Below are 14,041 nucleotides of genomic sequence, written 5' to 3'. Positions count from 1 at the left end.
GCGCCTCATCCGTGCCGGGGTGAGCGGGCCCGTTCCGCGAGCGTGAGGGTGCGGCGGGCGCCCGCGACCACCGCCGCGTCCACGAAACGCCCGTCGGGCAGAGCCAGCGCCCCGGCCTCCCGTCCGGCGGCGGCCAGGGTCTCCCGGGCCGCCTCGACCTCCTGGGGCGTCGGCAGGTAGCACCGCTCGATCACCGGCAGTTGACGCGGGTGGATCGCGGTCCGGCCGAGGAAACCCAGCGACCGCCCCCGTACGCACGAGGCCGCGAGCCCCTCGGCGTCGCGCACGTGCGGGTACACCGACTGCGCGGGCGGCGCGAGCCCCGCCGCGCGGGCCGCCACGACGGCGCGGGCCCTCGGCCAGCCCAGCGCGGCCTCGTCACGCATCCCGAGGTCGGCGCGCAGATCGGCCTCGCCGAGCGCGATCCCGCGTACCGCCGGATCGGCGCTCGCCACGGCGTAGGCGTTCTCGATGCCGAGCGCCGACTCCAGCAGCGGGTACAGTCCGGGCACCGCCGCGGCCGCGCCCGCCTCCTCCCGCTCCCCCAGCAGCCGTACGACGTCCAGGACCTCGCGCGGCCACTCGGTCTTCGGCAGGCGCAGGCCGGCCAGGCCCGGCAGTCCGGACAGCGCCTCCAGGTCCGCGCGGGCGAACGGGCCGGACAGCGCGTTGACGCGTACGTGCACGGCGGCCGGGCCCGGGTGGGGCGCGGACAGCAGCTCGGCGGTCGCGGAACGCGCGTACCCCTTGCGGTCGGGGGCGACGGCGTCCTCCAGGTCGACCAGGACGACGTCGGCGCCCGAGCGCAGCGCCTTGGCGACCACCTCGGGCCGGTCCCCGGGGGCGTACAGCCAGGTGAGGACGGGCTCGTCGGCGGTGCCGGCGGAGGCGGGCGGCGGACTGGTCACGGAACCGGTGCTCACAGCGCACCGCCTTCCCGCAGGGCGGTGATCTCCGCCTCGTCCAGGCCGAGTTCCCCGAGGATCTGCTCGGTGTCGGCGCCGTGCGGCCGGCCCGCCCACTTGACGGCGCCGGGTGTCCCGGAGAGCCGGAAGAGGACGTTCTGCATACGGACCGGCCCCAGCTCCTCGTCCTCGACGGTCGTGATGGTGTCCAGCGCCCGGTACTGGGGGTCGGCCACGACGTCCCGCACGTCGTACACCGGGGCGACCGCCGCCTGTGCCCGCTCGAAGGCGGCGACCACCTCGGCCCGGTCGTGGCGGGCGATCCAGCCGCCCACGGCCTCGTCGAGGGCGTCGGCGTGCTGGGCGCGGCCCGCGCCCGTCGCGAACCAGGGCTCCTCGGCGAACTCGGGCCGGCCCACGAGCCGCACCACCCGCTCGGCCACCGACTGCGCGGAGGTCGAGACCGCGAGCCACTTGCCGTCGGCGGTGCGGTAGGTGTTGCGCGGCGCGTTGTTGGTGGAGCGGTTGCCGGTCCTGGGCTGGACGTAGCCGAGCTGGTCGTACCAGATCGTCTGCGGGCCGAGCACCGCGAGCATCGGCTCGATGATGGCCAGGTCGACGACCTGTCCGTGCCCGGTGCGGTCCCGTCCGGCGAGGGCCGTCATCACCGCGTACGCCGTGGCCAGCGCGGCGACCGAGTCGGCGAGGCCGAAGGGCGGGAGGGTCGGCGGGCCGTCCGGCTCCCCGGTGGTCGCGGCGAAGCCGCTCATCGCCTCGGCGAGCGTGCCGAAGCCGGGGCGCGCGGAGTAGGGCCCGAACTGGCCGAAGCCGGTGACGCGGGCCAGGACCAGCCGCGGGTTGACCGCCGACAGCTCCGCCCAGCCCAGGCCCCACTTCTCCAGCGTGCCGGGGCGGAAGTTCTCGATGACGACGTCGGCGCGGGCGACGAGCCGCAGCAGCACCTCGCGCCCGCCCTCGGTGGACAGGTTCAGCGTCAGGTTGCGCTTGTTGCGGCCCAGGTGCTTCCACCACAGGCCCACCCCGTCCTTGCTGGGGCCGTGGCCGCGCGAGGGGTCCGGCTTCGTGGGGTGCTCGATCTTCGTGACCTCGGCGCCGAAGTCGCCGAGCATGGTGGCCGCGAGCGGTCCGGCGAAGAGCGTCGCGAGGTCCAGGACGCGCAGCCCGTCGAGCGGCCCGGGTCCCGGCGCCGTCGCGGTCCGCCGCGTGCCGGGGGCGGGGCCGGGTTCGCGCGTGCCGGGGTCGGGTTCCTGCGTACGGGGGTCGTGCATGGGCGGTCCTCCAAAGCCTCTGAACTGGTGCCCGGCGGTGGGGCCTTGCGCGGTGGGGGCGGTCAGGGGGACGTGGCGGCCAGCGCCTCGACGTCCGCGCGGGCGGGCATCGACGAGGAGGCCCCGGCCCGTTGCACGGACAGCGCGGAGGCGGCCTGCGCCCAGGAGAGCGCGCGCCGCGTGGGGACGCCCTCGCCGAGCGCGACCGCGAGGGCGCCGACGAAGGTGTCCCCGGCCGCCGTCGTGTCGACCGCGCGGGTGCGGTAGGCGGGGACGAGTAGGGGTTTCGCGCCGCGCCGGGCGTGCAGGCAGCCCCGGGCGCCGAGGGTGACGACCACCTCGGGCACGGCGTCGAGCAGGGCGCGCGCGGCCGCGTGCGCGTCGGGGAGGCCGGTGAGCGTCGCCGCCTCGTGCTCGTTGGGCACCAGCAGGTCGATGACGTTGAGTAGTTCGTCGGGCAGCGGCTGGGCGGGCGCCGGGGTGAGGACGGTGCGCACGCCGTGCCTGCGGCCGGCCCGCGCCCCGTCCAGGACCGCCGCGCAGGGCAGTTCGAGCTGGAGCAGGAGCGCTCCGGACGCGGCGATCGTCTCCTCGTCGCCGTCGACGAGCGAGGTCACGGTGCCGTTCGCGCCGGGCACGACGACGATCGAGTTCTCCCCCGCGTCGTCCACGACGATGTGCGCGGTGCCGCTGGGCCCCGGGACCGTACGCAGCCGGTCCGTGGCCACGCCCGCGCCGGCGAGCACGGAGCGCAGTTCGCCGCCGAAGTCGTCCTCGCCGACCGCGCCGATCAGCGACACCGCGCCGCCCGCGCGGGCCGCCGCGACGGCCTGGTTGGCGCCCTTGCCGCCGGGGACGGTACGGAAGGTGTGGCCCGTCACCGTCTCCCCGCGCTCCGGCGCGACCCGCGTATAGGCCACGAGGTCCATGTTGGTGCTGCCGAGCACCGTGATCCGGGCGGTGCCCGGCGAACCCCCGCCCGCGCGGGCCGGGTTGTCGGCCTCGGTCATGGCGTGCCGCCCTTTCCTGTTCCTGTTCCGGTACCGGCCGGGGCCCCGGTCACCGCGAGCGCGGCGGTGCGGGCGGCCAGTGCGTCGAAGCCGATTCCGTCGAGCCCGGCCACGGTCGTGGCGAGGCGGTTGCGCAGCGGGGCGGTCCACCGCTCGGGGAGCGCCCGGGGTCCGCCCGCGAGCAGGCCGGTCACCGAACCGGCGGTCGCCCCGTTGGAGTCGGTGTCCCAGCCGCCGGACACGACCCGGCACACGGAGCCCTCGAAGTCCCCGTCGGCGTGCGTGAGTCCGGCGGCGAGCAGGGCCGCGTTGGGCAGGACGTGCACCCAGTGGTGGTCGCCGTACTCGGCGTGCAGCCGGTCCACGACGGACGCGAAGCCCTCGGCGCCGCCGGTGGGTTCGGCGCGGGCCGCCTCGATACCGAAGCGCACCGCGCGCGCCAGCCGGGAGCGCGCGGGCACGACGGAGAGTCCCGCCGCGAGCGCCCCGTGGACGTCCGCGCGTCCGCCGGCCGCCTCGGCCACCGTCGCGGCGGCGAACATCGCGCCGTACACGCCGTTCGCGGTGTGGCTGAGGACCGCGTCGCGCCACGCCTGCCCCGCCGCCGCGTACGGGTCCCCGGGGTGGGTCCAGCCGAAGACGTCGGCGCGGATGAGCGCGCCGATCCACTCGCGGAACGGGTTGCGCAGCGCGCCCGTCGCCGGGGGCTCGACCCCGTCCAGGAGGTTGCGGTAGGCGACCCGTTCCGCGGTGAAGGTACGGCCCGCGGGGAGTTCGTCCAGCCACAGCCGCGCGACGTCGGCGGTGGTGAAGCCGTGGCCGTACCGCTCCAGCAGGAGCAGCCCGAGCAGCGGGTAGTTGAGGTCGTCGTCCTCGGGCGCCCCGTCGATGTTCTCGGCGAGGGAGGTGGGGCGGCTGCGGCGGTTCCACGGCCAGCGGGCCGCCGTCGCCGCGTCCAGCCCGGCCTCCGTGAACCACGTGCGCAGCGGCCAGTTGCCGGTCGCGGCGGCCAGCTCCCTGATCCCGGCGAGCGGCAGCTTCTCGACCGGTTTGCCGAGCACGCAGCCCGCCGCGCGGCCCAGCCAGGCCGCCTCCAGGCGGGCGGTGAGCCCGTCGGCGGCCCCGGGCGGCGGGCCGTCCGGACGCGGGCGGGCGCTCGCCGCGGCGCGTACGGCCGCGAGACCGGACGGCTCGTCGGCTCCGGCGGCGGGGGGCGCGGACAGCCCGTCGAGTTCGTCGAGGAGGGTGTGTGCGAGGGCACGCAGCCCGGGGGCGGCGGGGCCGGGCGAGGCGCCCGCTCGCTCCGGCGCGAGATGGCCCCCGGCGGCGAGCCAGCGCCGCTCGACGCGGGCGAGGGCCGCCGGGTCGCGCCCGTCCTGCGCGGCCTGCCGCAGCTCGTGCCCGAGCAGGTCCTCGGGCTGGACCCAGGTCACGCGCAGGGCGGGGCCCGCGCCGGGGCCGGTGGGCGGGTCCGTGGCAGGGCCGGTGCGCGGGGCCGTGCCGGGGCCGGTACGCGGCTCCGCGCCGGGCCCGGTACGCGGCTCCGTGCCGGGGCCGGTGCCCGCCCCGCCCCCGGTGCTCGTCGTCATCGCTGCCCCGCCAGCTCGGTGAAGGCCGTCTCGTGGGCGCGCCTGCGGGCCAGGTCCCGGTCGAAGACCTCGCGGGTGACGGCGGCGAGTTCGGCGGCGGGCGCGAGCAGGTCGAGCCGGCTGGCCCGCGCGACCTCCTCGCTCCACTGCGCGGGGACGCCCTCGGCCCCGTGGAGCACCCCGGCCAGGGCGCCGCTCATCGTCGCGATCGAGTCGCAGTCCCGGCCGTAGTTGACGGAGCCGAGCACACTGCGCCGGAAGTCGCCGCCGCCCACGAGCAGCATGCCGAGCGCGACGGGCAGTTCCTCGATGGCGTGCAGCCGCGAGGGCCTGCGCGCGCCGAGCGAGGGCTGCCGGTAGTGCGGGCCCACCGTGTCGAAGGGCGCGACGGCCTCCCGCAGCGGGACGAGGGCCCGCTCGAAGTCCTCGTACCGGCCGGCCACCTCGCACACCGCCTCTATCGCGGCGCGCGTGCCGTCCTTCGCGAGGTCCAGGGCCGCGCCGACGACGGAGTCCGGGGTGGCGTCCGGCCGGAAAGCCGCGGCCACGGCGGCGGCGAACACCCCGGCCGCCTCCCGGCCGTACGAGGACTGGTGCGGGGCGGCCACCTCCAGCGCCTCCGCGTAGGCGGCGGCCGGATTACCGGCGTTGACGACGCCGACGGGCGCCATGTACATCGCCGCCCCGCAGTTGACGATGTTGCCGACGCCCGCCTCGCGCGGGTCGACGTGCCCGTAGTGCAGCCGCGCCACGATCCACTTCTCCGCGAGGAACACGCGCTGCAAGGGGAGCGCCTCCGCCTCCAGCTCGGGAATCCAGCGCGGGGTGCCGATGAGGTCGGGCACGAGGTGGTCGGCGACGCTGTAGGCGTCGAGGTGGTCGCGGACCTTCGCGTAGACCCGTACCAGGGCGTGTGTCATGAGGGTGTCGTCGGTGACGTGCCCGTCGCCCTTGTGGTACGGCGCGATGGGCCGCGCGGTGCGCCAGTCCTCGTAGAACGGTCCGACGATGCCCTCGACCCGGCCGCCGTGGCGTTCCGCGATCTGCTCGGGGGTCCAGCCCTCCACGGGGCCGCCGAGCGCGTCGCCCACGGCGGCGCCGACCAGGCAGCCGGCGACGCGGTCCTCCAGCGTGAGCTTCATGAGAGGTGGGGTCCTTCCGTGACGGTTTCGCTGACGTGTTCGCTGAGCTCCCCGCCCGCGCTCCCGGCGGCGGCCTCCGCGGCCGGGCCGGTCGCGGCGAGCGCGCTCGCCAGGGCGACGAGGTCGGTCCCGGTCTGCCGGGGCAGGGCACAGCCCGCGAGGGTGCGGCAGGCGTCCCGCCAGGCGCGCGGCAGGGACTCGGCGCCGCTGAGCGCCCCGGCCAGCGCCCCGGCCAGGGCGGGCGCGGAGTCCGCCACCCGGGACAGGCAGGCTGCGGCGGGGACGGCCTCACCGGGCGCCCCGCCGGCGGCGAGGACCAGGGCGAGGGCGACGGGCACGGTCTCGGCGGCGGCGATGCCGTAGCTGTAGACGTGGTCGATGATCTGGTGTTCCAGCACGGGCACCAGCCCGAAGGCGTGGCCTGGCCCGCCCGGTTCCCGCTCGGTGGCGGTACGGGCGAGCGCGACCGCGTGGCGGGCGTTGCGGCCGATCTCCGAACCCTCGGGCAGTTCCCGCAGCGCCGCCTCGACGCAGGCGGCGGCGGGGTGACCGGCGAGGGCCAGGGACACGGCGGCGGCCATCGCGCGCGCGCCGAGCACCCCGTCGCCGTCCTGGGTGTAGCGCGCGTCGTACTCGGCGAGGTCGGCGGCGGCGGCCGGGTCCCCGGGGTGGACGACGGCGAGCACGCAGGCCCGGGTGCAGGCCGCGTCGTCGAAGTAGTGCGGGTTGTCGTGCCCGGTGGCCGGCGGGCGCAGCCCCGCGGCGAGGTTGCCGAGCCCGGCGCGTACCGAGATCCGGGCGCGCAGCGGTATGACGGCCGACTCGACCTCGGGGGCGCGGGCCGCGGCGGCGGAGATCTCCGCCGCGAGCGAGATCCACGACAGGTCGACGGCCGCGCGCACCCGGCGGTCCTTGCTCAGGTCGCTGAGCAGCGTCGCGTGCGAGGCGAGGATCGAGTCGGCGGTGAACGCGGCCCACTCGGCGTCGTCGGAGGGGCCCAGCCGCAGGGGCTCGGGGGGCTGGTTGAGGGCGATGGGCACGGGCAGGGTCGTCGTCGCGTTCTGCTCGGCGAAGGTGTCGAGTTCCCGGGTGAGCCTGCGGGTCCACTCGGGCATCCGCGCGGCCCGGTGCCGGGCGGCGGGCCACCCGGCGGCGTCCCCCGCCGCGAGCCCGAGCAACAGGCCCTCGACGCGGCGCGGTTCGAGGCCGGGAGGGGCGGTGGCCCCGGTGTCCGCCGTGGTACCGGTGGCTTTCGTGGCCCCGGCGGCCCCGGTGTCTTTCACGGTCCCGGCCTCTCCGGTGGCTCCCGTGGCCCCGGCGTCTCCCGTAGCTCCGGCGTCTCCCGTGGCTCCCGTTGTCCCGGCGCCCTCCTTGCTCCCCGCGTCCCCGCCGGTGCCCTCGCGGGGGGTGCGGCCCTCGCGAGGGGTGCGCTGCCCGGTGACGGGGGTGCCGGGAGCGGGCGCGCGGCCCCCGTCCGGACCGGCGTGCGGCACGGGGCCGCGTGCGGCGGCGGGGTCCTCACGCGCGGCCTCGTCCAGGACGGGGCCGCGCTCCCCCGAGGCGGCGGGGCGCGGCTCCCCGCCGGCGCCGGGGGTGCGGGCGGAGGTGGTGCGGATCGTCATGACGCGGCCCGTCCTTCTTCCTCGATGGTGCGGGCCTCCCGGGAGGCGGCCGCGGCGCGCCGGGGGCGCGGCGGGGCGGCCGGGGGTCCGGCGGCGCGCAGCCGGGCGCGTTCCAGGGTCTCGACGCGGTCGCGGTCGGCGCGGTCCCCGTCCCCGTCGGGTACGAGGAGGTCGGCGATGTCGCGTACGTGGTAGCCGGCCATGGCGGGCAGGCAGCTGCCGCGCACCGGTTTGACCGCCCGGGTCCAGGCGCCGGGGATCGCCGCGTATCCGGCGAGGGCCCCCGCGAGCGCCCCGGCCAGGGCGGCGGTGGTGTCGGCGTCCCGGCCCATGTTGACGGCCGTCAGGACCGCGCCGCTGAAGTCGCCGTCGGCGAGGGCGAACGCGCCGAAGGCGAGGCCGATCGCCTCGGGCGCGAGGTCCGTCCAGGGGTAGCCGCCGATGACGACGGCGGAGCGCACCGCGCGTTCCCGCTCCAGCCGGCTCATCGAGGTGTCGAGCCGGGCGCGGCCCGCCGTGGTGACGGCGCGGCGCAGGGAGCGCGCCGTCCAGGAGTCCTCGGGGATGACGGAGAGCGCGGCGGTGACGACGGCCGCGCTGCCGCCGCCCACCATGGCCGCCGCGACCCCGGCGGCGGCGGCCTGACCGCCGTAGATGCCCTCGCCGTCGTGGCTGACGGTGCCGTCGATGGCGACGAGCCTGGCGGCCTCGGCGGGCCGTCCGGCGGCGAACACGCCGAAGGGGGCGGCGCGCATCGCGAGCCCGTCGCTCCAGGCGTGCCGGTGCTGCGCGGTGATCGGCGCGGCGAGTCCGCGCCGCAGGTTCTCCAGGGTGCCGCGCTCGCTGAACCCGGCGCCCCGGAAGGGCCCTTCGTCGCGGTCCGCGATCCAGTGGTGCCACGCGGCCTCGACGTCGGCGGTGGTGAGCGCGGCTCCGTACTCGGCGAGCAGCAGCCCGGAGAGGATCGCGTACTCGGTGTCGTCGGTACCGGCGGGGTCGTCGGTGACGAAGTCCTCGATGCGCCCCCAGCGTTGGCGGATCTGGGAGGGCTTCATGTTCTCGGCGGGCGCGCCGAGGGCGTCGCCGACCGCGAGGCCGGTGAGCGCGCCGCGCGCGAAGTCGCGGGGGCTGCCGGGGGCCGGGGCGGGCCGTCCCGTGCCGCCGGGTGGCGGGGGGCCGGGCGGGCGGCCGGGCGGAGGGGGTGAGGCGGTCGGTGCGCTCATGCTGTGCCGTTTCCTGGTGCGTGGTGCGGGGCGGTGCCGGGTGTCCGGGCGGGGCGGGGAGCGGGTGCCCGTGCCTGCCCAACGGGTGGCGGTCATCGGTGGTAGCGGTCGAAGACGCGATTGCCGTCGCGCACGAGCTTGGTCCGCAGTTCGTCGAGCCCGATCGCCCCGCTGTAGTACCGCTGGAGGGCGGGGGTGGCGATCTTGTCCATCCACTCGGGATAGCCGCGTACGCCGAGCGCGGGTGAGGCGGTGAGGTGTTCCGCGACCTCGACGCCGGTGCTCCAGCCGTCCTTCGCGGTGTTCAGGAGCGGGTCGCGCAGGGCGGCGGTGCCGGTCGGCAGGAGCCAGTCGCCGCGCGCGAGGCGGGCGAGTTCCTTCGTCCGGGTGAGGAAGGCGATGAACTCGACGGCCGCCTCCTTGTGGGCGCAGGACCGCGCGACGGACAGGGTCTGCGGGCTGACGCCCTGGGCCCGGCCGCCGTCGGGCGCGCCGCGTCCCACGGGCAGCGGCAGCGTCACCCAGTCGAAGCCGTCGGGGGCCTGCTGGCCCACCTGCTGGCGGTAGGAGAAGCCGAGCGGCAGCATCGCGTAGTGACCGGCGAAGAAGCCGGGCAGGGTGTCGCCACCGCCCATGCCGAGCCCGCTGGAGGGGGCGGTGCGGTCGGTGTGCACCTGTCGTCTGATGAGTTCGGCGACGGCGGAGTCGGCGGCCTCGAAGCGGACCTCGGTGCGCTCCCCGTCCCGGTGGATGATCCTTCCGCCGGTGCTGAGCGCCATGTTGAGGGTCTGGCTGACGGGTTCCTTCATCGCCCAGGCCACCCCGTAGCGGCTGCCGGTGCCGGAGCGCCGGCGGGTCAGCTCCTTCGCGACGTCCTCGAACTCCTGCCAGGTCCACGGGTGTTCGACGGTGGGCAGGCGGATACCGGCCTTCTCCAGCAGCGGCCGGTTGGCGATCAGGACGCGCGGCTCCTGGAGGAAGGGCACACCGTAGAGCCCGCCGTTGAAGCGCGCGGTGTCCCAGGAGGCCGCGGGTATGCGGCGCCGCAGGTCCGCGGGGAGCAGGCCGGTGAGGTCGGCGAGGTCGCCGCCGGAGCCGAAGTCGGTGAGGTCGCTCGCCTCGTCGTGGATGATGTCGGGCGCCGCCCCGCCCTCGAAGGAGGTGAGGAGCTGGTCGTGGACGTTGGTCCAGGAGCCCTGCACGTAGCGGACCCGGACGGCGGGCCGCCCCCGGTTCCACTGCGCGACGAGCGCCTTGTTGGCGGCGACCGACTCCTTCTGCCAGGCCAGGGACAGGAAGTCGAGCGTGGGAGGGCCGCCGTCCCCGCCGGAGCCGCAGGCGGTGAGCAGGGACGTGGAGGCGGCGGTGGCGGCGGTGGCGGCCGCCGCGCCGAGGAAGGCGCGCCGGCGCATCAGCCCTTCACCGCCCCGTTCATCATGCCGCCCACCAGGCGCCGCTGGAGGAAGGCGAAGAACAGCAGGCTGGGCACGGTCGCGAGGACGGAGGCGGCGGCGAGCGGGCCGAGGTCGGCGGCGCCCTCCGCCCCGAGGAAGTGGGTCAGGATCACGGACATCGTCTGTTTCTCCGGTGACTTGAGCAGGACCAGCGCGAAGAAGAACTCGTTCCACGCGGTCACGAAGGAGAACATGAGGGTCGCCACCAGGCCGGGCGTCAGCAGCGGCAGCACGACGCTGCGCAGGGTGCGCAGCCGGCCGGCGCCGTCCATCGCCGCGGCCTCCTCCAGGGAGGCGGGCACCGCCTTGACGTAGCCCTGGAGCATCCACAGCGCGAAGGGCAGGTTCCACACCACGTAGACGACGATCAGGCCGGGCAGCGAGTCGATCAGCCGCACGTTCTTCAGTACGAGGAACAGCGGGATGATGATGAGGACGAACGGGAACATCTGGCTGACCAGGACCCAGCCGGTGCCGACGCGGCCGATCAGCGACCGGTAGCGCACCATGACGTAGGCGGCGGGTACCGCCACCGTCACCGAGACCAGGGCCGCGACGCCCGCGACGATCAGGCTGTTGAACCCCGAGCGCACGAGTGGCTGCTGGTCGAGCGCCGCGCGGAAGTTGTCGAGCGTGGGGTGCCTGGGCAGCCACGTCGGGTCCACCGAGCCGAGTTCCTGCGGGGACTTGAACGCCGTGGACAGCAGCCACAGCAGCGGGAACCCGAGGAACACCAGATAGCAGACGAGGGCCAGGTACTGCCCCGAACGGCCCGCGAGGCGCCGCGCGGAGGGCCGGGCCCCCGCCCCTCGCGCGGAACGGGTGGTGGTGTGCCGGGAGTCGCTCACTGGTCGTCCCCCTTCAGTCGGTTGCGCAGGAAGACGGTGAGGATGACGGCGACGACCGCGACCATCACGAGGCCCATGGCCGCCGCGTAGCCGAACTGGCCGTAGCGGAAGGCCTCGTCGTAGGCGAAGAGCATGGGCAGCCGGGTCGCGCCGCCGGGCCCGCCGCCGGTCAGGACGTAGACCAGCCCGAAGGAGTTGAAGTTCCAGATGAAGTTGAGCGCGGTGATCGACAGCACGACCGGTTTCAGGGCCGGCCAGGTCACCGTGCGGAAGCGGCGCCACAGCCCCGCCCCGTCCAGCGAGGCCGCCTCGTGCAGTTCCAGCGGCACGTTCTGGAGACCGGCGAGCAGGACGACGGTGGTCTGCGGCATGCCCGCCCACACCCCGACGGCGATGACGGCGGGCAGCGCGAGCGACAGGTCGGAGAGCCAGTCGACGTTGGCGGAGATCAGGTGCAGATCGCGCAGCGTGCTGTTGAGGATGCCCGCGTCCGGGTTGTAGACGAGCCGCCACATGATGCCGATGACGACCTCCGGCATCGCCCACGGCACGAGCGCCAGGGTCCGCGCCAGCCAGCGCAGCCGCAGGTTCTGGTTGAGCAGCAGCGCGAGCCCCAGCGACATGAGGAACTGGAGCACGGTCACACACACCGCCCAGACCAGCCCGATCCGGAAGGAGTCCCAGAACAGCGAGTCCAGCCGCAGGTCCGCGAAGTTGTCCAGCCCCGTCACCGAGGTGCCGCGCGCGCTGCCGGACTGCGCGTCGGTGAACGCGAGCGACACCCCGTACAGCAGCGGCCCCACGCTCAGCACGAGGATCGGTATGAGCGCGGGCAGCAGCAGGAACCAGCCGTCCCGGTCCAGGCCGAGCACGCGCCGCCGCGCGGCGGGCGTCCGGGGCGGCGCGAGCCCCGCACCGGTACCGGTGCGGCGCGTGGGCCGCGAGCCGGGCCGCGCGCTCACGCCGCGCCGCCGGGAACGGGCGCCGAGGAGCCCCGTACGACCAGCCGGGGCGCCACCGTCTCGCAGCGCACCGGGCCGCCCGGCGGGGCCTCACCGCCCTCCAGCCGGGACACGAGCATCCCGGCGGCGATCCGGCCGCGCTCGGCGGAGCCCAGGTCGACGCTGGTCAGCAGCGGCCAGCTCGCCCGCGCCAGCTCGCTGTCGTCCATGCCGACCACCGCGAGGTCACCGGGGATGTCGAGCCCCCGGTCGTGCGCGGCGTGGGCGGCACCCAGGGCGAGCTGGTCGTTGGCGCAGAAGATCGCGTCGACCGAGGGATCGGCGGCCAGCAGCCGGTGGGCGGCGGCGGCCCCCGCCTCGATGCCGAACTCGGTCGTCTCGACGAGCGCGGGCTCCGGCTCGCGCCCCGCCCCGGCGAGCGCCTTGCGGTAGCCGAGCAGCCGGCTCGCGCCGGGCACGGTGTCGGCGGGCCCGTTGACGAAGCCGATACGGCGCCGCCCGCCCTCCAGCAGATGGCGCACGGCGAGCACCGCGCCGGACACCGAGTCGGCGCGCACGCTGTCCACGGCGGTGCCCTCGGGCAGCGTTCCGATCACGACGATCGGGCGGGTCGCCTCGCGCAGCGCGGCCAGATGCTCCTCGGTGACCCGGATCGGGCACAGGATCAGCCCGTCGCTGGTCCGGTCGGCGAGGCTGCGCACGACGCTCAGCTCGTCCTCGGCCACCGCGTCCGTGGAGTGCAGCAGCAGCCGGTAGCCGAGCGGCTTCGTGACCGCCTGGATCTCCCGGACCATCGAGACGTACGCCGGGTTGCCGATGTCCTGCATCGCGAAGGTGAGCTGCCGGGTGCGGCCGCCCTTGAGCGAGCGCGCCACCGCGTTGGGCACGTAACCGAGTTCGGCGGCCGCCCGCTCCACCCGCCGCACGGTGTCGGGCCGTGCCCCGAGCCCGTTCAGGACCCGGGAGACCGAGGCGATCGACACACCCGCGCGCCGGGCGATCGTCTCCACGGTCGGCGGACTGGTTGATCCCGTCATCGTCGCCCCTTTGCTGACATGACACCCTGCTGAAAACGTTTACAGCCCCGGCCCCGAGGAGGCCCGGACGGGAGGTTTGTTTCGGCCATGTTGCGGACGCCGACGGTGTGACGTCAACCAATTGTGGCCCGCGTCACTCGTGGTGGGGGCGGTGCGGGTGGGCGTACGGGAGCGCGGGGACGCGAGTGCGCGGGGGCGCGAGGTGCGGGGGGTACGGGCTCCGTGCGGGGGTGCGCGGGGCGCGTGAAGGGCGCGGGGCGGGCGGGGCGTGCGAAGGGCGCCGGGCGGGCGGGAAGCCGCAGCGTGGCGCCGCGGCCGGCGAGTAGCCGCAGCGTGTGGCCACAGCCGGCGAGAAGCCGCGACGCGCGACCACAACCGACCGGCCGTGGCGGGTCAGATCCCGGCGCGCTGCTGTGCCTCCTCGACGAGGGCGGCGGCCTCGACGACCTCGGCGGGCTGGCGCAGCACCTCGGCGAGATCGTGGGCGGCGACGACGAGCTGGTCGGCTACGGCGAACATGCCCGCGTCCGGCATGACCCGGACCTCGGCCGCCGGGTCCTCCAGGTGCTGGGCGCGGGCGGACAGCGCACGGGCGAGTTCGAGCGCCTCGGCGGCGGCCCCGCGCTGGAGCCTGCTCTGCGGGGCGGCGCGCAGCCGGTCGGCGAAACGGTCCGCGGCGGAGGTGAACGGTGTCGTATCAAGCACCCCGCGACCCTACGCGCCGCCCCGCGACCCTCGCCAACGACGCGAGCCCGCGGCACCGTGCCGGGAGGGCCCGGCCCCGCCGGCCTTGCTCAGGCCCCGGTGCCGCGACCGTTCCCCGAGGGGACCCACCGCGACCTGCCCGCCCGCGTCCCCGGACGCGCCGGCCGCGAGGTGCCCGACTGGCCGCCGGCCCTGGACGGGGGACCGTCGCCAGGACGGTTCGGGCGGAAGGTGAGCCGGCTGCGCGACGAGCAC

General features: G+C 76.2%; 12 protein-coding genes. All 12 read right to left on the bottom strand.

Going from position 1 to position 14,041, the window contains the following annotated elements; translation table 11 throughout:
* Nucleotides 1–5: 5 nt before the first annotated feature.
* The 12 genes from ACFYMP_RS07820 to ACFYMP_RS07765 all read right to left on the bottom strand — a co-directional run bounded on the left by ACFYMP_RS07820 (nucleotide 6) and on the right by ACFYMP_RS07765 (nucleotide 13,786).
* Nucleotides 6–908 (bottom strand): HpcH/HpaI aldolase/citrate lyase family protein, encoded by a 903-nt coding sequence (locus ACFYMP_RS07820; protein WP_388852323.1) that lies wholly within the window; start codon nucleotides 906–908, stop codon nucleotides 6–8.
* 11 nt (nucleotides 909–919) lie between these two features.
* The gene (locus ACFYMP_RS07815) at nucleotides 920–2,194 is read right to left on the bottom strand and encodes a CaiB/BaiF CoA transferase family protein (RefSeq protein ID WP_388852143.1); all 1,275 of its coding nucleotides are present in this window, start codon (nucleotides 2,192–2,194) and stop codon (nucleotides 920–922) included.
* Nucleotides 2,195–2,256: 62 nt separating this feature from the next.
* Nucleotides 2,257–3,204: a ribokinase gene (rbsK, locus tag ACFYMP_RS07810; RefSeq protein ID WP_388852140.1), complete on the bottom strand. Its 948-nt coding sequence runs from the start codon at nucleotides 3,202–3,204 to the stop codon at nucleotides 2,257–2,259.
* On the bottom strand, nucleotides 3,201–4,793 hold the full coding sequence (locus ACFYMP_RS07805; RefSeq protein WP_388852137.1) for an ADP-ribosylglycohydrolase family protein: 1,593 nt from the start codon (nucleotides 4,791–4,793) through the stop codon (nucleotides 3,201–3,203). Before ACFYMP_RS07805 ends, rbsK begins: the two co-directional genes overlap by 4 nt.
* On the bottom strand, nucleotides 4,790–5,935 hold the full coding sequence (locus tag ACFYMP_RS07800) for an ADP-ribosylglycohydrolase family protein (RefSeq protein WP_388852134.1): 1,146 nt from the start codon (nucleotides 5,933–5,935) through the stop codon (nucleotides 4,790–4,792). Before ACFYMP_RS07800 ends, ACFYMP_RS07805 begins: the two co-directional genes overlap by 4 nt.
* The gene (locus tag ACFYMP_RS07795) at nucleotides 5,932–7,557 is read right to left on the bottom strand and encodes an ADP-ribosylglycohydrolase family protein (protein ID WP_388852131.1); all 1,626 of its coding nucleotides are present in this window, start codon (nucleotides 7,555–7,557) and stop codon (nucleotides 5,932–5,934) included. The genes ACFYMP_RS07800 and ACFYMP_RS07795 overlap by 4 nt, the downstream gene beginning before the upstream one ends.
* Complete coding sequence (locus ACFYMP_RS07790) at nucleotides 7,554–8,780, bottom strand: ADP-ribosylglycohydrolase family protein (RefSeq protein ID WP_388852128.1); 1,227 nt, start codon at nucleotides 8,778–8,780, stop codon at nucleotides 7,554–7,556. The genes ACFYMP_RS07795 and ACFYMP_RS07790 overlap by 4 nt, the downstream gene beginning before the upstream one ends.
* A gap of 92 nt (nucleotides 8,781–8,872) precedes the next feature.
* Nucleotides 8,873–10,192: an ABC transporter substrate-binding protein gene (locus ACFYMP_RS07785; RefSeq protein WP_388852125.1), complete on the bottom strand. Its 1,320-nt coding sequence runs from the start codon at nucleotides 10,190–10,192 to the stop codon at nucleotides 8,873–8,875.
* On the bottom strand, nucleotides 10,192–10,989 hold the full coding sequence (locus tag ACFYMP_RS07780) for a carbohydrate ABC transporter permease (RefSeq protein WP_388852320.1): 798 nt from the start codon (nucleotides 10,987–10,989) through the stop codon (nucleotides 10,192–10,194). Before ACFYMP_RS07780 ends, ACFYMP_RS07785 begins: the two co-directional genes overlap by 1 nt.
* Nucleotides 10,990–11,078: 89 nt before the next feature.
* A complete protein-coding gene (locus ACFYMP_RS07775) occupies nucleotides 11,079–12,044 on the bottom strand; it encodes a carbohydrate ABC transporter permease (RefSeq protein WP_388852121.1) in 966 nt (321 codons plus the stop codon).
* Nucleotides 12,041–13,081, bottom strand: coding sequence for a LacI family DNA-binding transcriptional regulator (locus tag ACFYMP_RS07770; protein ID WP_388852118.1), 1,041 nt, complete (start codon nucleotides 13,079–13,081; stop codon nucleotides 12,041–12,043). The genes ACFYMP_RS07775 and ACFYMP_RS07770 overlap by 4 nt, the downstream gene beginning before the upstream one ends.
* Before the next feature lie 393 nt (nucleotides 13,082–13,474).
* Nucleotides 13,475–13,786, bottom strand: coding sequence for a hypothetical protein (locus ACFYMP_RS07765; protein ID WP_388852115.1), 312 nt, complete (start codon nucleotides 13,784–13,786; stop codon nucleotides 13,475–13,477).
* Nucleotides 13,787–14,041 lie beyond the last annotated feature (255 nt).

The organism is Streptomyces sp. NPDC007088, assembly GCF_042869355.1.
Classification (GTDB): domain Bacteria; phylum Actinomycetota; class Actinomycetes; order Streptomycetales; family Streptomycetaceae; genus Streptomyces.
Note: the sequence above shows the minus strand (reverse complement) of the source record. Positions and strands in the feature narration are given on the sequence as shown.

Bases quoted from the DNA above. Each gene is read 5' to 3' on its own strand.
- ACFYMP_RS07805 (WP_388852137.1), bottom strand. From the start codon at position 4,793: ATGACGACGAGCACCGGGGGCGGGGCGGGCACCGGCCCCGGCACGGAG.
- ACFYMP_RS07770 (WP_388852118.1), bottom strand. From the start codon at position 13,081: ATGACGGGATCAACCAGTCCGCCGACCGTGGAGACGATCGCCCGGCGC.
- ACFYMP_RS07785 (WP_388852125.1), bottom strand. From the start codon at position 10,192: ATGCGCCGGCGCGCCTTCCTCGGCGCGGCGGCCGCCACCGCCGCCACC.
- ACFYMP_RS07800 (WP_388852134.1), bottom strand. From the start codon at position 5,935: ATGAAGCTCACGCTGGAGGACCGCGTCGCCGGCTGCCTGGTCGGCGCC.
- ACFYMP_RS07790 (WP_388852128.1), bottom strand. From the start codon at position 8,780: ATGAGCGCACCGACCGCCTCACCCCCTCCGCCCGGCCGCCCGCCCGGC.
- ACFYMP_RS07815 (WP_388852143.1), bottom strand. From the start codon at position 2,194: ATGCACGACCCCCGTACGCAGGAACCCGACCCCGGCACGCGCGAACCC.
- rbsK (WP_388852140.1), bottom strand. From the start codon at position 3,204: ATGACCGAGGCCGACAACCCGGCCCGCGCGGGCGGGGGTTCGCCGGGC.
- ACFYMP_RS07795 (WP_388852131.1), bottom strand. From the start codon at position 7,557: ATGACGATCCGCACCACCTCCGCCCGCACCCCCGGCGCCGGCGGGGAG.